This is a genomic window from Streptomyces sp. NPDC097129, from assembly GCF_055668065.1.
In genome coordinates, this window is the sequence record NZ_JBVOQE010000003.1 from 401,740 (window position 1) to 422,114 (window position 20,375).

Annotated in this window: 19 protein-coding genes; 7 read left to right on the forward strand and 12 right to left on the reverse strand. The window is 73.6% G+C overall.

The genetic code is table 11. From position 1 onward, the window contains the following. The first annotated feature begins 195 nt into the window (after positions 1 to 195). Entirely contained in the window at positions 196 to 1,650 is a 1,455-nt protein-coding gene (locus AC0B9F_RS12505) for an FAD-dependent oxidoreductase (RefSeq protein WP_472001629.1), read from the forward strand. A gap of 171 nt (positions 1,651 to 1,821) precedes the next feature. Here AC0B9F_RS12505 and AC0B9F_RS12510 read toward each other — a convergent pair whose 3' ends face one another. The 3 genes from AC0B9F_RS12510 to hsaA all read right to left on the reverse strand — a co-directional run bounded on the left by AC0B9F_RS12510 (position 1,822) and on the right by hsaA (position 6,495). After that, a complete protein-coding gene (locus tag AC0B9F_RS12510; RefSeq protein WP_472001631.1) occupies positions 1,822 to 3,381 on the reverse strand; it encodes an FAD-dependent oxidoreductase in 1,560 nt (519 codons plus the stop codon). A 180-nt stretch (positions 3,382 to 3,561) separates the two neighbouring features. Next, positions 3,562 to 5,181, reverse strand: coding sequence for a FadD3 family acyl-CoA ligase (locus AC0B9F_RS12515; RefSeq protein ID WP_472001633.1), 1,620 nt, complete (start codon positions 5,179 to 5,181; stop codon positions 3,562 to 3,564). Between the two features lie 147 nt (positions 5,182 to 5,328). Continuing rightward, positions 5,329 to 6,495, reverse strand: coding sequence for a 3-hydroxy-9,10-secoandrosta-1,3,5(10)-triene-9,17-dione monooxygenase oxygenase subunit (hsaA, locus tag AC0B9F_RS12520; RefSeq protein ID WP_472001635.1), 1,167 nt, complete (start codon positions 6,493 to 6,495; stop codon positions 5,329 to 5,331). Between the two features lie 175 nt (positions 6,496 to 6,670). On the opposite strand from hsaA, the gene AC0B9F_RS12525 reads away from it, so the two are divergent. Beyond that, complete coding sequence (locus AC0B9F_RS12525; RefSeq protein ID WP_472001637.1) at positions 6,671 to 7,531, forward strand: IclR family transcriptional regulator; 861 nt, start codon at positions 6,671 to 6,673, stop codon at positions 7,529 to 7,531. Positions 7,532 to 7,585: 54 nt separating this feature from the next. Here the strand turns inward: AC0B9F_RS12525 and AC0B9F_RS12530 are convergent, their stop codons facing one another. The 9 genes from AC0B9F_RS12530 to AC0B9F_RS12570 all read right to left on the reverse strand — a co-directional run bounded on the left by AC0B9F_RS12530 (position 7,586) and on the right by AC0B9F_RS12570 (position 15,878). Beyond that, complete coding sequence (locus AC0B9F_RS12530) at positions 7,586 to 8,362, reverse strand: SDR family oxidoreductase (RefSeq protein ID WP_472001639.1); 777 nt, start codon at positions 8,360 to 8,362, stop codon at positions 7,586 to 7,588. Between the two features lie 66 nt (positions 8,363 to 8,428). Next, positions 8,429 to 9,490, reverse strand: a complete 1,062-nt coding sequence (locus AC0B9F_RS12535; protein WP_472001641.1) for a 2Fe-2S iron-sulfur cluster-binding protein — start codon at positions 9,488 to 9,490, stop codon at positions 8,429 to 8,431. Further along, positions 9,483 to 9,710, reverse strand: a complete 228-nt coding sequence (locus AC0B9F_RS12540) for a hypothetical protein (RefSeq protein ID WP_472001643.1) — start codon at positions 9,708 to 9,710, stop codon at positions 9,483 to 9,485. Before AC0B9F_RS12540 ends, AC0B9F_RS12535 begins: the two co-directional genes overlap by 8 nt. Position 9,711: 1 nt before the next feature. Next, on the reverse strand, positions 9,712 to 10,869 hold the full coding sequence (locus AC0B9F_RS12545) for a Rieske 2Fe-2S domain-containing protein (protein ID WP_472001645.1): 1,158 nt from the start codon (positions 10,867 to 10,869) through the stop codon (positions 9,712 to 9,714). Between the two features lie 33 nt (positions 10,870 to 10,902). Further along, positions 10,903 to 11,928: a 4-hydroxy-2-oxovalerate aldolase gene (gene dmpG / locus AC0B9F_RS12550; protein WP_472001647.1), complete on the reverse strand. Its 1,026-nt coding sequence runs from the start codon at positions 11,926 to 11,928 to the stop codon at positions 10,903 to 10,905. Beyond that, positions 11,925 to 12,830 carry an acetaldehyde dehydrogenase (acetylating) gene (locus AC0B9F_RS12555; RefSeq protein ID WP_472001649.1) on the reverse strand — a complete coding sequence of 302 codons (906 nt, stop codon included), beginning with the start codon at positions 12,828 to 12,830 and terminating at the stop codon, positions 11,925 to 11,927. Before AC0B9F_RS12555 ends, dmpG begins: the two co-directional genes overlap by 4 nt. Further along, a complete protein-coding gene (locus AC0B9F_RS12560; RefSeq protein ID WP_472001650.1) occupies positions 12,827 to 13,627 on the reverse strand; it encodes a 2-keto-4-pentenoate hydratase in 801 nt (266 codons plus the stop codon). The genes AC0B9F_RS12555 and AC0B9F_RS12560 overlap by 4 nt, the downstream gene beginning before the upstream one ends. Positions 13,628 to 14,053: 426 nt before the next feature. After that, complete coding sequence (locus AC0B9F_RS12565; RefSeq protein WP_472001652.1) at positions 14,054 to 14,968, reverse strand: SDR family oxidoreductase; 915 nt, start codon at positions 14,966 to 14,968, stop codon at positions 14,054 to 14,056. A gap of 133 nt (positions 14,969 to 15,101) precedes the next feature. Continuing rightward, the gene (locus tag AC0B9F_RS12570; RefSeq protein WP_472001654.1) at positions 15,102 to 15,878 is read right to left on the reverse strand and encodes an SDR family oxidoreductase; all 777 of its coding nucleotides are present in this window, start codon (positions 15,876 to 15,878) and stop codon (positions 15,102 to 15,104) included. Positions 15,879 to 15,958: 80 nt separating this feature from the next. Here AC0B9F_RS12570 and AC0B9F_RS12575 point away from each other — a divergent pair, with 80 nt between their 5' ends. Genes AC0B9F_RS12575 through AC0B9F_RS12595 form a run of 5 tightly spaced genes read left to right on the forward strand, consistent with a single transcriptional unit; the run spans position 15,959 to position 20,372 of the window. Beyond that, positions 15,959 to 16,714, forward strand: a complete 756-nt coding sequence (locus AC0B9F_RS12575; protein ID WP_472001656.1) for an enoyl-CoA hydratase family protein — start codon at positions 15,959 to 15,961, stop codon at positions 16,712 to 16,714. A 14-nt stretch (positions 16,715 to 16,728) separates the two neighbouring features. After that, on the forward strand, positions 16,729 to 17,580 hold the full coding sequence (locus tag AC0B9F_RS12580; RefSeq protein WP_472002133.1) for a CoA transferase subunit A: 852 nt from the start codon (positions 16,729 to 16,731) through the stop codon (positions 17,578 to 17,580). After that, complete coding sequence (locus tag AC0B9F_RS12585) at positions 17,577 to 18,332, forward strand: CoA-transferase subunit beta (RefSeq protein ID WP_472001658.1); 756 nt, start codon at positions 17,577 to 17,579, stop codon at positions 18,330 to 18,332. Before AC0B9F_RS12580 ends, AC0B9F_RS12585 begins: the two co-directional genes overlap by 4 nt. After that, positions 18,329 to 19,396: an NAD(P)H-dependent flavin oxidoreductase gene (locus tag AC0B9F_RS12590; protein ID WP_472001660.1), complete on the forward strand. Its 1,068-nt coding sequence runs from the start codon at positions 18,329 to 18,331 to the stop codon at positions 19,394 to 19,396. Before AC0B9F_RS12585 ends, AC0B9F_RS12590 begins: the two co-directional genes overlap by 4 nt. Before the next feature lie 58 nt (positions 19,397 to 19,454). After that, on the forward strand, positions 19,455 to 20,372 hold the full coding sequence (locus AC0B9F_RS12595) for a tyrosine-protein phosphatase (RefSeq protein ID WP_472001662.1): 918 nt from the start codon (positions 19,455 to 19,457) through the stop codon (positions 20,370 to 20,372). The last annotated feature ends 3 nt before the right edge of the window (positions 20,373 to 20,375 follow it).

Below are 20,375 nucleotides of genomic sequence, written 5' to 3' on the forward strand. Positions count from 1 at the left end.
AAGTGGCAGGACCGTACGGCGTGTTGTCGCCGGGGCGACACAGGCGGCTCCCACTGAGCGGGAAGGGCTCGCGGCCGCGCGGGATCGCCGTCGCGGGCGGGGCGTTTTCCCGGTCACCGGGAGCCGGGGCATGTGGGCGGCGCCGCGGCCGCTCTACGCTCCTGGCCGCATTCCGCGAGGAGAGGAGACGACGGCATGAGACCGTACGCAGCAGCGGATGTCGGCACCTGGGATCTCACCGCTGACGTGGTGGTCGCCGGGTACGGGGTGGCCGGGGCGGCGGCCGCCGTGGAGGCGGCGCGGGCCGGCGCCGAGGTGCTGGTGCTGGAGCGCGCCGGCGGCTGGGGCGGGGCCGCCGCCCTGGCCGGCGGGTTCATCTACCTGGGCGGGGGCACGGCCCTGCAGCGGGCCTGCGGGTTCGACGACTCGCCGCAGGAGATGGCCGCGTTCCTGATGGCGGCGATGGGCCCCGGTGCGGACGCGGCGAAGATCTCCGCGTACAGCGAGGGCAGCGTCGCGCACTTCGACTGGCTGGTGGAGTGCGGTGTGCCGTTCCGGCCGGTCTTCTACGGCGAACCCGCCTGGGAGCCGGCCGGGGACGAGGGCCTGATGTATTCGGGCGGCGAGAACGCGCACCCGTTCAGCGAGCTGGTGCGGCCGGTGCCGCGCGGTCACCTGCCGCGCATGGAGAACAAGCGCACCGGGGAGCGCGGCGGCGGCTACATGCTGATGAAGCCGCTGGTGGAGACCGCCGAGCGGCTCGGTGTGAAGGCCCATTACGGCACGCGCATCGAAAGGTTGGTGGTGGAGCGGGACGGCAGGGTGTGCGGGGTGGTGGCGCGCGGCTACGGCGAGCGGGTCACCGTACGGGCCCGGCGCGGTGTGGTGCTCGCCACCGGCAGCTTCACCTACAACGAGGAGATGCTGGCAGCGCACGCGCCGCTGCTGGTGGGCCGTCCGGGCTCCGCCGTCGAGGAGCACGACGGCGTCGCGGTCCGGCTGGCGCAGGGGCTGGGCGCGGGGGTCGCGCACATGGACGCCTGCGAGGTCGCCGTCCACATGGATCCGCAGTACCTGATCCGCGGGATCGTGGTGAACGGGCGGGGGCAGCGGTTCGTCAACGAGGACACCTACCCGGGGCGGATCGGACAGGCGGCGCTCTTCCATCAGGGGAACGAGACGTTCCTGGTGCTCGACGAGGAGGGGTTCGAAGAGGCCCGGCGGGTCTCCGCGGCGCCCGAGGTGTTGCAGCTGCGCCCGGCGTGGGTGTGCGCGTCCGCGGCGGAACTGGGCGCCGAGATGGGGCTGCCGCCCGGTGCGCTGGAGGCGACCCTGGACGTCTACAACCGGTATGCCGAACAGGGCCGGGACCCGCTGCTGCACAAGGCGGCGCGCTGGGTGCGGCCACTGCGCGGGCCGCTGGGCGCGGTGGACCTGCGCGGCATGACGTCCGGGTTCGCGCTGGGCGGCCTGACCACCGGCACGGACGCCGAGGTGCTGCACGTGAGCGGGGAGCCGATCCCCGGGCTGTACGCGGCGGGGCGGACGACGGCCGGCATCGCCGCGTGGGGATACGCGAGCGGTGCCTCCCTCGGCGACGGAAGCTTCTTCGGCCGCAGGGCGGGCCGCAGCGCGGCGCTCGCCCGGTAGCGCCGGTGGGGGCGGGCCGCGTGGGATCGCGGCCCGCCCCCGTGTCCGGTGCGCCCGGCCGGCGCGCAGGGCGGGCCGTGGGCAGGCCGGCCCCGCACGGCTCGTGTCCGGTGCGCCCGGCCGGGCGCAGGGCGGCCCGTGGGCAGGCCGGCCCCGCACCTCACGCCCCGGTCACCGCGCCTGCTGCGCCAGGTCGGCGGCGGCGATGTGGCCGAAGACCATGGCGGAGCCGATCGGCACACCGGGACCCGGATAGCGGGAGCCGGACACCGAGGCGGCGGTGTTGCCCGCCGCGTACAGGCCCGGGATCGGGGCGCCGTCCTCGCGCAGCACCCGGGCCCGGGCATCGGTGCGCAGACCGCCCTTGGTGCCGAGGTCGCCGAGGACGATCTGCACGGCGTGGAACGGCCCCTTCTCGATCGGCACCAGACAGGGGTTGACGCCCTCGCCCTGGGCGAAGAACCGGTCGTAGGGGTCCTCGCCGCGGTGGAAGTCGGCGTCGACGCCGTTCGCCGTATGGCCGTTGAAGGTCGCCACCGTCTCGCTCAGCGCGCCGGGGTCGACGCCGATGCGTCCGGCGAGGGCGTCGACGGAGTCGGCGGTGTGCCACAGCCCGGCCGCGGTGAAGGCGTCGCGGTCGGCGGGGACGACGGTGATGCCCGGCAGCGTGTCGCCGAACCGGCCGTCGAAGACCCACCAGACCGGGTTGTCCGGACCGGTGCCCGCCCCGGCGGCGAGCATCTGACGGCCCATCCGGTCGTACGGCAGTGACTCGTTGGCGAACCTGCGGCCGGAGCCGTCGACGAAGATGCCGCCGTGCAATCCGAGGGTGAAGGCGGCGGAGCCGTCGGGGAAGCGCAGGGACGGGCACCACCAGGCCTGGTCGAGCAGTGCGGTGGCGGCGCCTGCCTCCACGGCGGCGAGCAGTGCCTGGCCGGTGTTGCCGCCGGGCGCGCCCATCGTCCAGTCGGCGCCCGGCAGTCCCTGCCACTCCTGGCGCAGGCGGGCGTTGGCCTCGAAACCGCCGGCCGCGAGCAGGACGCCGCGGCGGGCGCGGATACGCAGCGTGCGGCCGTCGGTCTCGGCCTCGGCGCCGGTCACCCGGCCGTCCCCGGTCAGCAGCCGGGTCACCGCGGTGCGCAGCAGCGTGCGGCCGTGGCCGGTGGACTCCAGCGCCAGCAGCAGCCGGCCGATCAGGGCGCGGCCGTCGGTGAGCGGCCCGTCGGGCACCGGCAGACCGAGCCGCTCGGCCCACGCCGGCGGGCGCACCGCCGTCAGCAGCGGGTGCGGCTCGTCCGGCCGGGGCAGGTCGACGGGGAAGACGGCACGGCCGGCGTCGAAGCGGCCGGGTGCGGCGAAGTAGTCCGGGAAGGGCCGGTACTCGAAGCGCACGTGCGGGTTGTCCTCGAGGAAGGCGACGGTCTCGCCGGCGCGGTCCAGGTAGGCGTCCTGCACCGCGTGCTCGGTGGTGTCGCCGACGACCGCCCGGAAGTAGGCGCGGGCCAGGTCGGCGGAGTCCGTCAGACCGGCCCGTTCCTGGGCCTGGTTGCCGGGCAGCCACAGACCCGCTCCGGCGTAGGCGGTGGTCCCGCCGAAGTACTCCGTCTTCTCCACGACCAGGGTGTCCAGCCCGCGGGCGGCCGCCCCGTAGGCGCCGGTGAGGGCGCCGCCGCCGGAGCCCACGACCAGCACGTCGCACTCCTGGTCCCACGTCTTGTCTGTGTCGGCCATCGCATCCCTCGCGTCGGTGGGTGTCGGTGGGGTGGATCACGCCCGGGCGGCGCACGTCGAGTATTCGCGGGCGGCGCGGAGGCTGCCATCGTCGTGTCCCGGTGAGCGGGAATGCCCATTGGGGGCCGACGCGGAGGCCTCCGCCAAGACCCCGTGTCGCCGAAGAGCCGCGGCCCGGCGTCAGGTGCGTGCCGACTGGCGTGCGGCGCGCCGCAGTTCCTCCTTGAGGACCTTCCCGCCGGCGTTGCGGGGCAGCTCCGGCAGGGCGTGGAAGCGGCGCGGGACCTTGAAGTTGGCCAGTCGTTCGCGGGCCCAGACGGTCAGCTGGGCGGCGTCGGGTTCGGCGCCCGGCGCGGGGACGTAGAAGGCGACGCCGACCTCGCCGAGGCGTTCGTCGGGGGCGCCGACGACGGCGACGTCGGCGATCTGGGCGTGGCCGCGCAGCACGTGCTCCACTTCCGCCGGGTAGGCGTTGAAGCCACCGACGATGTACATGTCCTTCAGCCGGTCGGTGATCGACAGGTAGCCGCGCTCGTCGAGCACGCCGATGTCACCGGTGTGCAGCCAGCCGTCGGCGTCGATGGTGGCCGCGGTCGCCTCGGGGTCGTCGAGGTAGCCGCGCATGACGTGGTAGCCGCGCACCACCACCTCGCCGGGCTGCCCTGGTTCGCGTGGGGCGCCGTCGGCGTCCACGATCCGGATCTCGGTGCCCGGCAGCGGCGGGCCCGCCGTGGTCGCCACGGTGGTGGCGTCGGCGTCCGGCGGGCAGATGGAGACGACGCCGGTGGACTCGGTGAGGCCGTAGGCGCTGAACACGGCCCGGATGCCCAGTTGGCCGCGGATGTCCTCGATCAGCCCGGGGTGGACGCCGGTTCCGCCGGCGCCGGCCAGGCGCAGCGCCGTCAGGTCGTGTGCGGTACGGCGGGGGTGGTTCAGCAGGCTGGTGAAGACGGTGGGCGTGGCCATGAGCACGCTGACGCGTTCGCTGGCCAGCAGCGGCAGGATCCGGTCGAGGTCGAAGACCTGCTCGGGCAGCATGGTGGCGCCGTTCAGCAGGCAGGCGACGACACCCGCCTTGTAGCCGAAGACATGGAAGAACGGGTTCACCAGCAGATAGCGGTCGCCCGCGCGCAGGGTGACGACGCGGGACCACTCCTCGAAGACGCGGAGCGTGTGGCGGTGGGTGGTCATCACGCCTTTCGAGCGTCCGGTGGTGCCGGAGGTGAAGAGGATGTCGGCGAGGTCGTCGGGGCGGACCGCTGCGGCGCGCGCGGCGCGTTCGGCGTCTGGTACCCGTTCGCCCGCCGCCAGGTAGTCGGCCCAGCCCAGGGCGTCCTCGCCGGGCTCGCCGCGCAGCACCACCGTGCGGCTCAGCCGGCCGAGGTCCTCGCCCGAGTCGCGCAGCATGGCCACGTAGTCGTTGCCGAGGAAGTCGCGCTCGGTGAACAGCAGCCGGGCGCCGCTGCGGCGGATGACGTCGGCGGCCTCGGCGGCCTTGTAGCGGGTGTTGAGGGGCACGAGGACGCCGCCCACGGACACCGCTCCGAGGGCCGCCGCGATCCACTGCCGGGTGTTGGGCGCCCAGACGGCCACCCGGTCGCCGGGGGCGATGCCGTGGGCGAGGGCGGCCCGGGCGGCCGCGTGCACCTCGTCCCGCAGCCGGGTGAAGCTCCAGCGGACCTCACCGTCGACGAGGGCCTCCCGCCCGCCGTGGACGTGGGCGGCGTGGTCGGCGAGCTGCGCGAGGGTGGCGGGGCCGTGGGGAGGTGTCCCCGGCCGGTCGTTGAACACGCTCGTCATGACTCTTTCCGTTCGAGAAAGGAAGGAAGGGGTGAGTGCGGGGGGGAAAGCGGGCACGGTGGATCCACGCCCGGATCACGGGACGCGACCGCGCGTGCGGTGCCGGGCGTGTGGCGTGGGGCGGGGGGTGTGGGGCCTGGGGCGGATTCAGAGCATGGGGTCCTGGACGGCGATGCCGAGCGCGTCCTTGCCGTACAGGACGAGGGCGCGCTCCACGTCGTTGGCGGCCTGGCCGCGGCCGGTGTGCACGTCGCGCCAGGCGCGTGCGAGGACGCCGTCGGCGCGCAGCGCGCGTGCGCCGGCGTCGCCGAGCAGCAGGTCGAGGGCGCCGACGGCGCGTTCGGTGGCGAGCACCTGGTCCCGGCGGGTCCGGGCGCGCAGGGACGTCGGCGGTTGCGTGCCGCTGCGGGCACAGGCGTACAGGTCGGCGATGTTGCGGGTGAGCTGGAGCCGGGCCGCGTCGATGTCTCCGGCGGCGCGGGCGATGCGGACCTGTACGAAGGGGTCCTCGGCTTCCCGCTGCCCGTGGGAGTCGCGGACCCGGGCGCGGGCGGTGGCGACATGGTCGTCGTACGCGCCCTCGGCGATGCCGACGATCGCGGTCGAGATGGCGGTGGTGAAGACGGCGGCGTACGGCAGCCGGTACAGCGGCTCGGTGTTGACCTCCTGTCCGGGGCAGTGCAGCGCGCTCATGGGCCCGTAGCCGAGCGTGCGGTGTTCGGGGACGAAGGCGTCGTCCACGACGATGTCGTTGCTGCCGGTGCCGCGCAGGCCGACGGTGTCCCACACGTCCTCGACCTGGTAGGCGTCGCGGGGCAGCAGGAAGGTCCGCAGGTCGACCGGCCTGCCCTGACCGTCCGTGACGAGTCCGCCGAGCAGCGCCCACCGGGCGTGGTCGCAGCCGGAGGAGAAGGGCCAGCGGCCGCGCAGGAGGAATCCGCCGCGTACGGCGGTGACGGTTCCGGCCGGGGTGTACGAGGAGCAGATCCGGGCGGCGCCGTCCTCGCCCCACACCTCCTGCTGGGCCCGCGGGTCGAACAGGGCCAGATGCCAGGGGTGCACGCCCAGGACGGCGGCGGTCCATCCGGTCGAGCCGCACGCCTTGGCGAGTTCGCGCACGGCGTCGTAGAAGAGGGCGGGACCGGCGGCGAGTCCGCCGTGCGCCGGGGGCTGCAGGAGCCGGAAGAAGCCGGCCTGTTCCAGCTCCTTGACGGAGGCGTCGGGCAGGCGGCGGCTCTCCTCGGCCTCGGCGGCGCGCTCGCGCAGGGCGGGGGCCAGGTCGCGAACCGCCGCGGACACGTCGTCGTCGCGCATGCGCATCCCTCTCAGGGTCCTCAGGTCGTCCTGGGGCGATGGGGGGAACCTACGCGTTACTGTTCCGAAACGAAATACCCTCTTCCCAGCAGATGGGATCCGCTGGCAGTCTCCCGGCAGATCGCCCGTGACGGTCCCGCCCCGGGGCTGTCGGCCGTCCGTGTGGGAGGTGCCGATGACGTTGCACGCTGTCGAGGCCGGTCACCCGCCGCTCTCCCTGCTGGAGAAGGCGGCGAAGGTGCTCAGCGCGTTCCAGACCGCCCAGCCGCGCCTGACGCTCACCGAGGTCGTACGCCGTTCCGGCCTGCCCCGGTCGTCGGCGCACCGCATCCTCGACCAGCTGGTGCAGCTGCGCTGGCTGGAGCGCGAGGGCCGGGACTACCGGCTGGGCCTGGGCATGCTGGAGCTGGGCGCCCTGGCCACGCATCACAACCGGCTGCGGCGCGCGGCCCTGCCCCATCTGCACGCGCTGCACGAGTCCACCGGCCACCTGGTGCACCTCACCGTGCTGGACGGCGCCGAGGTGGTCTACCTGGAGCGGATCGGGGGCTCCGACGACTCAGGTGTGCCGTCGCGGGTGGGCGGGCGGCAGCCGGCGTACTGCACGGCGTCCGGCAAGGCGATCCTGGCCTTCTCCGACGCCGCCCTGGTGGAGCAGGTGATCGGGCAGGGGCTGCGGCCGAGGACGCCGCGCACCCTCACCCGTCCCGAGTCCCTGCGCGGGGAGCTGGCGCTGGCGCGGGAGCGCGGGGTGGCGTTCGACCACGAGGAGGGGTTCCGGGGGGTGTCGTGCGTGGCGGCGCCGCTGCGCGGCGCGGGCCGGGCCATCGCCGCGATCTCGGTGTGCGGCAACGGCGCCCACCGTGAGCTGGAGCGGATCGCCCCCGCCGTGCGGGCCTGCGCCCGGGCGGTGTGGCAGTCGATGTTCGGTCCCGGGCGGCACACGCGGACGGCCGGGGCGCAGCCCGAGCCGTGTGTGCCGCAGCCCGCGATGGACACGATGATGGAGTGGCTGCGCTTCAGCGAGTGGATGTGAGCCGGCCTCAGCGGGCGTGACGCGGGCAGGGGTTGTGTCCCTGCCCGCCGCCGGTCACCAGGTGCCCTGGCCGCGCAGTACGGCGTCGGCGCCGCCGTCGGCGAAGACGACCTGCCCGGTGACGTGCGTGTTCTCGGGCGAGGTCAGCCAGGCCAGGAGCGGGGCGATCTGCTCGGGGCGGGCGTGGCCGTGCAGCGGCATCGGCACGCTCTGCTCGACGAGGCCCCGCATCCCGGGGTCGTCGAGCAGGGGACGCGTCAGCGGGGTGAGGACCACTCCGGGGGCGACGGCGTTGAGCGCGATGCCCGCGCCGGCCCAGTCGCCGGTGACCGCGCGGCGGCGCACCCAGCGGGACACGGCGGCCTTGGAGGAGGAGTAGACGAGGTGTCCCTCGCCGCGCCCGACGGCCGCGCGGGCGGCGGCCACGGCCGCTTCCTCGTCCCCGGCGAGCGCGGCGTCGACGATCGCCGGGTCGGTCGGGTGGACGCAGTCGACGGAGCCGACGACGAGGCCCCGGGGATCCGTTCCGGCGGCCAGCAGCGGGCGCAGGCCCTCGAGGGTGGCGACCGCTCCGAAGTGGTTGACCTGGACGGTGACCGGGTCGAAGTCCGCGATGCCGGCGCAGGCGATGACGGCGTCGAGCCTGCCGTGGGTCACTTCATGTGCGCGGTCGGCCAGTTCGGCGCGGCCCTCGGCCGTGGACAGGTCGGCGCGGATGTCGCCGTCGTTGAGATCGGCCGCGACGACGGTGTGCCCCCGCGAGCGCAGGAGGTCGGCGGTGGCCTTGCCGAGACCGGAGGCCGCTCCGGTGACGAGACAGGTGCGGGGCATGGTCGGCTCCCTCGGGTGGGTCGGGTGGGAAGGCGTCGGGCTGCCGTGGAACGAGGGGCGCCGGGATCAGGAGTAGGTGATCTCCACCCGGTCCGTCAGGGGCAGCGCCTGGCAGGCCAGGGTGTAGCCCTCGGCGATGTCCTGGTCGTCCAGGACGTCGTTGCGGAGCATCTTCACCTCGCCGCTCTCCAGGCGGCAGGTGCAGGCGCTGCAGGCGCCCTCCCGGCAGGAGTACGGCGCGTCCACGCCGGCGGCCAGGAGGACGTCCAGCAGGACCGTGCCCGGGGGCCAGGGCAGCGTCCGGGTCCGCCCGTCGAGGTCCACCCGCACCGTGCCGGCGCCCTCCGCCGGTATTTCCTGTGCCGCGGCCGGTGCGTCGAAGACGTCCGCGCCGAGGGAGAAGAACCGTTCGCGGTGGATGCGGTCCCCCGGCGTGCCGAGGGCCCTGAGCGCCTGGTCGGCCGCGTCCGTCATCGGCTGCGGGCCGCACAGGTACGCCGCGCGGTCGGCGTACGGCGCGAGCACGGCGGCCAGCCGGCCGGCGACCGGCAGGCCCTGCAGGGACTCCAGCCAGTGCAGGACGAGCAGGCGGTCCGGGTGGGCCTCGCTCAGGGCGCGCAGTTCGTCGCGGAAGATGACGCAGGAGTCGTCGCGGTTGGCGTAGAGCAGGGTGACGCGGTGCTCGCCCTGTGCCAGGGCGGACTTGGCGATGGACAGCACCGGGGTGATGCCGCTGCCCCCGGCGACGAGCAGGAGGTCGCGGTCGAAGGAGTCCGGGGTGAACGTGCCGGCCGGCGGCAGCGCCTCCAGTGCGTCGCCCGCCGTGACGTGGTCGCACACCCAGTTGGAGCCGTGCCCGCCGGCCACCCGCTTGACGGTGACCTTCATCGGCTCCCCGGTGTGCGGTGAGCTGGCCAGCGAGTAGCAGCGGGCGGCCCATGTGCCGTCTGGGCCGGGGAGCTTGAGGGTGAGGAACTGGCCCGGACGGTAGGCGAAACGGCCGGCGCTCTCCGGCGGCGCCTGGAGCACCAGGGAGCGCGCGTCGGCCGTTTCGGCGATCACCTCGGTGACGCGCAGCCGGTGGGTGCGCGGCCCGGCCGGCGCCGGTTCCGGCGTCGGCTCAGACATCGGCGACCTCCAGGGTGCCGTCCTCGACCGCGCGGTCGATGCTCTCGCGCAGTGCCCGGCAGGTCCGGATCCGGGCGGTGCTGCCGCCCTCGGTCACCCGGCCGCGGAACTCCGTGCAGGAGACGGCCGCGTCGGCGGTCCACTGCACGGAGGTGTGGGCCATGCTGAACTTCTCGCACAGGACCTGGTTGCCGCAGGTCGCGCACTCCACCGGCTGCATGTCAGACTCCGGTCTCCCGCTGTGCCGCGGCCGTGCGGCGGGCCATGTTCGCCTCGACCTCCGCACGCCATGTCTCGTTGGCCCGGCCGGTGTCCAGTTCGAACTCGAACCGCCGGGTCATCTCGTCCTTGACGTCGGCCGTGTCGACGTAGAACTGCTCGTACCAGCGGCGCAGTTGGTAGACCGGGCCGTCCTCCTCCGTCAGCAGCGGGTTGTCGATGCGGGTCTTGTTCCTCCAGATCTCCACGTCCTGCTCGAAGCCCTGGGCGAGGCTCTCGGAGGTGACCTCGGCGGCCTGCGCGGCCTGCTCGTCGCTCATCCCGGGCAGCTTCTTGACGATCGCGCCGTACTGGAGCACGAAGCTGTTCTCGTCGATCGGGTAATGGCAGTTGATCAGCACCATCTCCATCTCGACGCCCTCCGCCACGGGCGACCAGAGGTAGTCGATCATGTACGACGGTCCGTAGTACGAGGCGTCGGAGCGCAGCGGGGCGCTGAGGGTGCCGAGGTCGATGTCCTGGCGGGGGCTGCTCTCCATGTACTGGGTGGCGATGTGGCCCTCGAAGACGTTCTTGAAGTACGTCGGGAAGGAGAAGTGGACGTAGTAGAAGTGGGCCATGTCCACGACGTTGTCGACGATCTCACGGCAGTTGGAGCCCTCGACGCGCAGCGTCTTCCAGGTCCACTCGCTCCACTGGCCGGCCTCGGGGCCGTGGACGCCGGCGATCTCGGGGACGGTGACCTCGGGCGGCGGGGGGTTGCCCTGGGGGTCGTGCCAGACGAACAGCTGCTTGTTGCGCTCCAGGGTGAGCCAGGAGCGGGTCTTCGCGCGCGGCGGGACCCGGCGGGCGTACGGGATGTCCGCGCAGCGGCCGTTGCCCGACCAGCGCCAGTCGTGGAACGGGCAGGCGACGGTGTCGCCCTTGACGCTGCCGTGGGCGAGGTTGCCGCCCATGTGCGGGCAGTAGGCGTTCAGGACGTGCAGTTGTCCGTCGTCGGCGCCCTGGAACACGACCAGCTTGGTGCCGAACGCCTCGATCTCGTGCGGTTGTCCGTCCCTGAAGGTCTCGGCGAGTCCGAGGCAGTGCCAGCCCCGCGCGAACCGCGCCGGCGGCGTGCCCGCGTCGATGACCCTGACCTCTTCGTCGATGGCCGTCATCCGGTCCTCCCATGTGTGTGTCGGTCCTGCGGGTCAGTTCTGTGCGGCGAGTTCCACGGCGATGTCGATGAGCTGGTCCTCCTGGCCGCCGACGAGGCGGCGCTCGCCCGCGCGCAGGAGGATCTCGGCACCGGACACGCCGTAGCGCTCCGCCTGCCGGTAGGCGTGCTTGAGGAAGCTGGAGTAGACCCCGGCGTGGCCCATCAGCAGGGCGAGCCGGTCCAGCCGGCACTCGTCGTCCATCACCGGGCGGACCACGTCCTCGGCCGCGTCGATGATCTTCAGTACGTCGATGCCGGTGCGGATGCCCATCTTGGCGCACACCGCGGCGAGCGCCTCGACGGCCGTGTTGCCGGCGCCGGCGCCCAGGCGGCGGGTGGAGCCGTCGATCTGGACGGCTCCGGCCTTGATGGCGGCGATGGAGTTGCCGGTGCCCAGGGCCAGGTTCTCGTGGCCGTGGAAGCCGGCCTGCGCGTCGTCGCCGAGTTCGGCGACCAGGGCCTCGACGCGGGCGGTGACGTCGTCCATGACCATCGCTCCGGCCGAGTCGACGACGTACACGCACTGGCAGCCCGCGTCGGCCATGACGCGGCCCTGCCGGGCGAGTTCCTCGGGGGTCGTGGAGTGGGCCATCATCAGGAAGCCGACGGTCTCCAGGCCCATCTCGCGGGCGAGGCCGAAGTGCTGGACGGCGATGTCGGCCTCGGTGCAGTGGGTGGCGATCCGGCACACCCGCGCCCCGTTGCCGTGGGCGGCCCGGATGTCGTCCTTCACGCCGAGCCCGGGAAGCATCAGGAAGGCGATCTTCGCCCGCCGCGCGGTGTCCACCGCGACCTTGATCAGCTCCTGCTCGGGGGTCCTGGAGAAGCCGTAGGTGAAGGAGGAGCCGCCGAGTCCGTCGCCATGGGTCACCTCGATCACCGGGACGCCGGCGTCGTCGAGGGCGGCGACGACCGAGCGGACGTCCTCGGCGGTGAACTGGTGGCGCTTGGCGTGCGAGCCGTCGCGCAGCGAGGAGTCGGTGACACGGATGTGGAGGGTGTCGGAGTAGGTCCTCACGCGATGATTCCCTTCGCGAACTCCTCGCCGACCTTGGTGGCGGCGGCGGTCATGATGTCGAGGTTCCCGGCGTACGGCGGCAGGTAGTCGCCCGCGCCCTCCACCTCCAGGAAGATCGCGACCCGCGCCATCCCCCCGTTCTCGGGGCCGGCCGCGTCGAACTGCGGCTCGCTGCGCAGCCGGTAGCCGGGCACGTAGGCGGCGACCTGCTCGGCGACCTCCTTCACGGAGGCGGCGATCGCGGCGTGGTCGGCGTCGTCGGGGATCGCGCAGAAGACGGTGTCGCGCATGATGACGGGCGGCTCGGCCGGGTTGAGGATGATGATCGCCTTGCCGCGCCCGGCGCCGCCGATGGTCTCGATGCCGCGCGAGGTGGTGCGGGTGAACTCGTCGATGTTCGCGCGGGTGCCGGGCCCGGCGGAGACGGAGGCCACCGAGGCGACGATCTCCGCGTACGGCACGGGCACGACGCGCGAGACGGCGTACACCATGGGAATGGTGGCCTGCCCGCCGCAGGTGATCATGTTGACGTTGGGCTTGTCGAGGTGCGCGCCCAGATTGGCGGGCGGCACGACGGCAGGCCCGACGGCGGCCGGGGTCAGGTCGACGGCCTTGATGCCGAGTTCGGCGTAACGGGGGGCGTTCGCGCGGTGGACGTAGGCGGAGGTGGCCTCGAAGACGATGTCGGGCAGCTCGTCCTGGCCGAGCAGCCACTCGACGCCGTCGGGACTCGCCTCCAGGCCGGCCTCGCGGGCGCGGGCGAGGCCCTCGCTGTCCGGGTCGACGCCGATCATCCAGCGCGGTTCGACGAGGTCGGAGCGGAGCAGCTTGTACAGCAGGTCGGTGCCGATGTTGCCGGATCCGACGATCGCGGCACTCGCCTTGGTTGTGGTGGTCGTCATGTCAGTGCATCACCTTCGGTGAACGTGAGGGAGACCTGGCCCAGCCCGGCGAAGTCGGCGGTGAACGTCTGCCCCGCCGTCACGTCGACGGCCCGGGTGCAGGAGCCGGGCAGCACCACGTGGCCCTTCTTCAGGGGCACGCCGAAGCGGGCGACCGTGCGGGCGAGCCAGGCCACGGAGACGGCCGGGTCGCCGAGCACGGCGTCGCTGCGGCCCTCGGCCAGCAGTTCGCCGCCGCGGGTGAGTCGCGCGTCGATCGCCGTGAGATCCAGCTCGCTGGGGTCGCGGCCCTCGCCGATGACGTAACCGGCGGAGGAGGCGTTGTCCGCGATGGTGTCGGCGATGGAGATGCGCCAGTCGCGGATCCTGCTGTCGATCAACTCCAGGGCCGGTACGACGCGTTCGGTGGCGCGCAGCACGTCCGCCGGGGTGCAGTCCTCCCCCGGCAGGTCGGCGCCGAGGACGAAGCCGACCTCGACCTCGATACGCGGGAAGCAGTAACGGGCGACGGGCACGGGGGCGTCGGCGCTCAGCTCCATGTCGTCGAGCAGGTGGCCGTAGTCCGGCTCGTCCACGCCCATCATCTGCTGCATGACCGGCGACGACAGGCCGACCTTGTGACCGCGCACCCGTGCTCCGGCGGCGACGCGGTGCCGGATGTTGACGAGCTGGATCTCGTACGCGTCCTCGGCCGAGATGTCCGGGAAGGTCTCGGTCAGCGGGGCGACCGGGGTGCGGCGGTGCTCGGCGGAGCGCAGGATCTGCGCCGCGCGCTGCCGTTGGGAGTCCGTGAGCATGGGGGTCCTTCGCGGGGGCGTCGGGCTGTTCGGGGAGGCTAAGCGGGGTGCCCTCCGGGCGGGGAGCGGGAATTCCCGCTGACCGGGAAAGGGGGGGCGCTGCCGCGGGCTCGGGGGACTTCGCCGAGTGCGGGGCGCTCCGCGGGGAGCCTGGTGCTCCGCGGGGAGCGGCGTTGGGGCTCAGGTATGTCGCCGGGTGCGGGTGGCTGCCGCCGGGGAGCGCCGTTGAGGTCGGGGGTGCGTCGCCGGGTGCGGGTTGTGGGGGGCTGGGCGCGCAGTTCCCCGCGCCCCTTCAGGGCGTCGCCGTCGCCCGCCGCTGAAAAGGCGCCGTTGGAGCCGGGGGTGCGCGCCCTGGTGCGGGTTGTGGGGGGCTGGGCACGCAGGTCACCGCACCCCGTCGCCGCCCAGCGGGGCAGGGCGTCGGGGTCAGCGTGTTCCGTAGACCGGCTGTGCGGGCTCCGCTTCCGCGAGGAGTTTCCGTGCCGTCTGCCCCGCCTCCTCCGGTGTCCAGCGGGCGCCCTTGTCCGCGGTGGGGCCCGGGCGCCAGCCCTCCATGACGGTGATCCGGCCGCCCTCCGTCTCGAAGACGCGGCCGGTCACCCCGGTGCAGGCGGCGGAGCCGAGCCAGACGACGAGCGGGGAGACGTTCTCCGGGGCCATCGCGTCGAAGCCCCCGTCGCGCGGAGCGGTCATGGTGCCGGCGAAGGTCTGTTCGGTCATGCGGGTCCGGGCGGCGGGGGCGATGGCGTTGACCTGGACGCCGTAGCGGGCCAATTCGGCGGCGGCGACGAGGGTGAGGCCGACGATGCCGGCCTTGGCGGCGGAGTAGTTGCCCTGGCCGACGCTGCCGAGCAGCCCCGCGCCGGAGCTGGTGTTGATCACCCGGGCCTCGGGCACGCGGCCGGCCTTCGCCTCGGCACGCCAGTGGGCGGCGGCGTACTTGAGCGGCAGGAAGTGGCCCTTGAGGTGGACGCGCAGGACGGCGTCCCAGTCGTCCTCGTCGAGGTTGACGAGCATCCGGTCGCGCAGGAAGCCGGCGTTGTTGACGAGGGTGTCGAGGCGGCCGTAGGTCTCCAGGGCGGTGGCGACGAGGGAGGCGGCGCCGTCGGAGGTGGCGATGTCGCCGGCGTGGGCGACGGCCTCCCCGCCGCGCGCGCGGATCTCGTCGACGACCTGCTGGGCGGGGCCGGTGGCCCCGCCGCTGCCGTCGAGGCCGACGCCGAGGTCGTTGACGACGACCATGGCGCCCTCCGCGGCGAGGGCGAGGGCGTGCGCGCGGCCGAGTCCGCGGCCCGCCCCGGTGACGACGGCGACGCGTCCGGTGCAGAGTCCGTCGGTCATGAGTGGATTCCCTTCGCTGGGTGGTGAGTGGAGTGGGATGGCGCGGGTGGCGTCGCCGGCGAGAGAGCGGCGGCACGCACGGTCCCGCCACCGCGCCGGCGGCGGCCAGCGGTCAGCGGTCAGCGGTCAGCGGTCAGCGGTTGACGGTGGCCGCGTCGAGGAAGGCCGGGCGCTCGCCGCCGCCGTGGACGTGCAGGCTGGCGCCCGTGACGTACGAGGCCCGGTCGGAGGCGAGGAAGACGCAGGCGTCGCCGATGTCGGCGGGTTCGGCGAGCCGGCCGAGCGGGACGGTACGGCCGACGGCGGCGATGCCGTCCTCGTCCCCGTAGTGCAGGTGGGACAGTTCGGTGCGGACCATGCCGAGGACGAGCGTGTTGACCCGCACCTTCGGCGCCCACTCCACGGCCATGGTCCGGGCGAGCTGGTCCAGGCCCGCCTTGGCGGCGCCGTAGGCGGCGGTCCCCGGCGAGGGGCGGGTGCCGCTGACGCTGCCGATCATCACGATCGACCCGCCCGTCTCCTGCTCCCGCATCACCTCGTACGCGGCGAGCGAGGCGGTCAGCGGCGCGAGGAGGTTCAACTCGACGGTGCGGGCGTGCCGTTCGGCACCGCCGTCGCCGAGCAGCCGGAACGGGGTGCCGCCGGCGTTGTTGACGAGGGTGTCCAGCCGCCCGTACTCGTCGCGGACCCGCGTGAAGAAGGCGTCGACCGCCCGTGGGTCGCGCAGGTCGACGGGAAGGAAGCGGGCGGTGCGCCCGGCGGCCTCGACGGGCCGCTCCGGCGGCTTGCGCGCACAGGTCACGACCTGCGCCCCGGCCTCGAGGAACGCGCGGGCTGTCCCCGCTCCGACCCCCCGCGTGCCACCTGTGACCACCGTCACACAACCGGTCAGATCAATGATCGTCGCCAATGAGCACCTCCCGCAGCGCGCGGACCGCTGCTACCTTGCACACCTAACAAACGTTTGGTGGAAAGGTAGCTGATCTGCTCATGGGTGTCTCCACCTCCGCCCGGGAAGACGGCGTGGCCGTCGTCACCGTGGACTTCCCTCCGGTCAACGCCCTGCCCGTCAAGGGCTGGTACGAGCTGGCCGCGGCCGTGCGCGCCGCCGGGGCCGACCCCTCCGTCCGCTGTGTGGTGCTCACCGCCGCGGGCCGCGGCTTCAACGCCGGCGTCGACATCAAGGAGATCCAGCGCACGCCCGGCCACGACGCCCTCGTCGGCGCCAACCGCGGCTGTTACGAGGCGTTCGCCGCGGTGTACGACTGCGAGGTCCCGGTGGTGGCCGCCGTGCACGGCTTCTGCCTGGGCGGCGGCATCGGCCTGGTCGGCAACGCCGACGCGATCGTCGCCGCCGACGACGCCACGTTCGGCCTGCCCGAGCTGGACCGGGGCGCGCTCGGCGCGGCCACGCACCTGGCCCGGCTGGTCCCGCAGCATCTGATGCGCGCGCTTTACTACACCTCCCGCACCGTCACCGCCGAGGAACTGCACCGGCACGGCTCGGTGTGGCGGGTGGTCCCGCGCGGGCAATTGCACGACGCCGCGCTGGAGCTGGCCGGCCAGATCGCCGCGAAGGACGGCTCACTGATCCGACTGGCCAAGGCGGCCATCAACGGCATCGACCCGGTGGACGTCCACCGCAGCTACCGCTTCGAGCAGGGCTTCACTTTCGAGGCGAATCTCAGCGGGGTCGCCGGCCGCGTCCGCGACACCTTCGGCGCGGAACAGGAGGTCGCATCGTGAGCGGGGACAAGACGATGACCGCCGAGGAGGTGGTCGGCCGCCTGGAGAGCGGCATGACCCTCGGCATCGGCGGCTGGGGATCGCGCCGCAAGCCGATGGCGCTGGTGCGGGCGCTGCTGCGCTCGGACGTCACCGACCTGACCGTGGTCTCCTACGGCGGCCCGGACGTCGGTCTGCTCGCCGCCGCCGGGAGGATCCGCAAGCTGGTCGCGGCGTTCGCCACCCTCGACTCCATCCCGCTGGAGCCCCACTTCACCGCGGCCCGGCAGCGCGCCGCGTTCGAGATGGTGGAGCTGGACGAGGCCATGTTCATGTGGGGTCTGACGGCGGCCGCGCACCGGCTGCCGTTCATGCCGGTGCGGGCCGGTCTCGCCTCCGACGTGATGCGTGTGAACCCGCAGCTGCGCACGGTCACCTCCCCCTACGACGACGGCGAGGAGCTCGTCGCCGTGCCCGCCCTGCGGCTGGACGCGGCGCTCGTCCACCTCAACCGCGCCGATGTGCACGGCAACGGCCAGTACCTGGGCCCGGACCCGTACTTCGACGACCTGTTCTGCGAGGCCGCCGACGCCGCCTACGTCTCCTGCGAGCGGATCGTGGACACCGCCGACCTGCTGAAGGAGGCCGGGCCGCAGTCGCTCCTGGTCAAGCGGGCGTTCGTGAACGGCGTCGTGGAGACGCCGCGCGGCGCCCACTTCACCTCCTGCGTTCCCGACCACGACCGCGACGAGGCCTTCCAGCGCGCCTACGCGCAGGCCGCCCGTGACCCGGGGGCGTGGTGGGCCTTCACCGAGCGGTTCCTGGCCGGCGACGAGGACGCGTACCAGGCCGCGGTGGCGGCCTTCCACGAGGAGGAGAGCCGATGACGGTCACCCGGGCCGAGTACTGCGTCGTGGCCTGTGCGGAGGCGTGGCGGGACGCGGGTGAGGTGCTGGCGGCGCCGATGGGCACCGTCCCGGCGATCGGCGCCCGGCTGGCGAAGCTCACCTTCTCCCCCGAGCTGCTGCTGACCGACGGCGAGGCGCTGCTCGTCGCCGATGTGGCGGCACTCGGCGCCGGGGCCGAGGTGATCGAGGGCTGGCTGCCCTACCGGCAGCATCTGGCCCTGGTCGCCACCGGCCGGCGGCACGTCATGATGGGCGCGAGCCAGCTCGACCGGTACGGCAACCAGAACATCTCCTGCATCGGCGACTGGGACCGGCCGGAACGGCAACTGCTCGGCGTGCGCGGGGCGCCCGTCAACACGCTGAACAATCCGACGAGTTACTGGGTTCCCCGGCATTCGCGGCGGGTGTTCGTCGACCGGGTCGACATGGTCTCGGGCGTCGGATACGACCGTGCCGCCGCGGCCGGCCCGTCGGCGAGCCGGTATCACCGCATCCCGCGGGTCGTCAGCGACCTGGGTGTCTTCGACTTCGACACCCCGGACCGGACCATGCGGCTGCGCTCGCTGCACCCGGGTGTCACCGAGGAGCAGGTCGCGCAGGCCACCGGTTTCCCCCTCGCCGTCCCCGGCGAGGTGCCGTACACCCGTGAACCCACCGCCGCGGAACTGCGGCTGATCCGGGAAGCCGTCGACCCCAAGGGGCTGCGGGAGCGCGAGGTGCCCGCGGCATGAGCGACGTGACGATCCCCACCGTGCTCACCGAACTCGTCGGGGTGCGGCATCCCCTCGTCCAGACCGGCATGGGCTGGGTGGCCGGCCCCCGGCTGGTCTCGGCCGCCGCGAACGCCGGGGCGCTCGGCGTCCTCGCCTCCGCCACCATGTCCACGGGCCGGCTCCGCTCGGCCGTCCGCGAGGTCCGGTCCCGTACGGACGCGCCCTTCGGCGTCAATCTGCGGGCGGACGCCTCCGACTCGGCCGAGCGGGTGGGGATCATCATCGAGGAGGGCGTCAAGGTCGCCTCCTTCGCGCTGGCGCCCTCCCGGGAGCTGATCGCGCGGCTGAAGGACGCCGGGGTGGTCGTCATCCCGTCCGTCGGCGCCAGGCGGCACGCCGAGAAGGTCGCCGCGTGGGGCGCGGACGCCGTGGTCGTGCAGGGCGGTGAAGGCGGCGGCCACACTGGGAACGTCGCCACGAGCGTCCTGCTGCCCCAGGTCGTGGACTCCGTCGGCATCCCGGTGATCGCGGCCGGCGGCTTCCGCGACGGCCGGGGGCTGGTCGCGGCGCTGGCGTACGGGGCGGCGGGCGTCGCCATGGGCACCCGTTTCCTGCTCACCTCCGACAGCACCGTCCCGGACACGGTCAAGGCCCGCTACCTGGCCGCCACGGTCCAGGACGTCACCGTCACCACCGAGGTGGACGGTCTGCCGCACCGGATGCTGCGCACCGAACTGGTCGACGCGCTGGAGCGCTCCGGCCGGGCCTCGTCGCTGCTGCGCGCCGTCCGCCACGCCGCCGCTTTCCGGCGCGAGTCCGGCATGAGCTGGGCGCAGATGGTCCGTGACGGCCTCGCCATGAAGCACGGCAAGGAACTGACGTGGAGTCAGGTTCTGCTGGCCGCCAACACCCCGATGCTCCTCAAGGCCTCCATGGTCGACGGCCGGACCGACCTCGGTGTGATGGCCGCCGGTCAGGTCGCGGGACTGATCGACGATCTGCCGTCCTGCGCCGAACTCGTCGACCGGATCATGGCCGAGGCGCGGGCCACCCTCCGCACGCTGCCTGCCGCCGGCGCCTGACGGCCGCGTCACCGCCCCACCACCGGGGAAACCCCTCATCCTCTCGGGAGTTGCTCTCATGCGTGCTCCGCTCATCCCTCGTCTGACGATCGCCGTGGTGGCCGCCGCCGTCGTTCTCGGTTCGCTGCCCGCCGCGGCGGCGGCCCGGGCCCCGGCGCCGCCCGCGGCCACCGCGCCCACCCGTCCGGGGAACGTCGTCCCGCTCGACGGCGCGGTCAACGTCCGTGACCTCGGCGGCTACACGACCGTCACGGGCCGCCAGGTGCGCCGCGGCCGGGTGCTGCGCGCCGACGCGCTCTCCCGGCTGACCGACGCGGACCTCGCGAAACTGTCCGCGCTGGGTCTGCGCACCGTCGTGGACTTCAGAGTGCCGGACGAGATACGGCACGACGGCGCCGACCGGCTGCCGGACGGCCTCACCGTGACCCACCGGCCGGTGACCGACCTCGGCCTGTCCGCCCGGCTCCAGCAGGTCATCGGCTCCGCGGACCCGGTGGCGCAGCAGGAGATGCTCGGCGACGGCAGGGCCGAGGAGTTCATGCGGTCCGTCTACCGCGCCTTCGTCACCGACCCCACCGACCGGCGGCAGTTCGCGGACACTGTACGGGACATCGCCGACCACCGGCGCTCTCCGCTGCTGTACCACTGCACCTCCGGCAAGGACCGCACCGGCTGGATGAGCTACCTGCTGCTGCGCGCCGTCGGCGTGGCGCCCGGGACCGCCGAGCGGGACTACCTGCTGTCGAACCAGGTGCGCGCGGGCGCCGACCGCGCGGTCCGCGAGGGGCTGAGGAAGGCCGGTCTGATGCAGAACCCGGACCTGCTCATCCCCCTCCAGGAGGTCCGCGAGGACTATCTGCGGGCGGCCCTGGACCGGGCCGAGCAGGACTACGGCAGCCTCCACGGCTACCTCGTGTCGGGGCTCGGCCTGGACACCCCGACCCTGGCGAGACTGCGCGCCGCACTGCTGAAGTGAGGG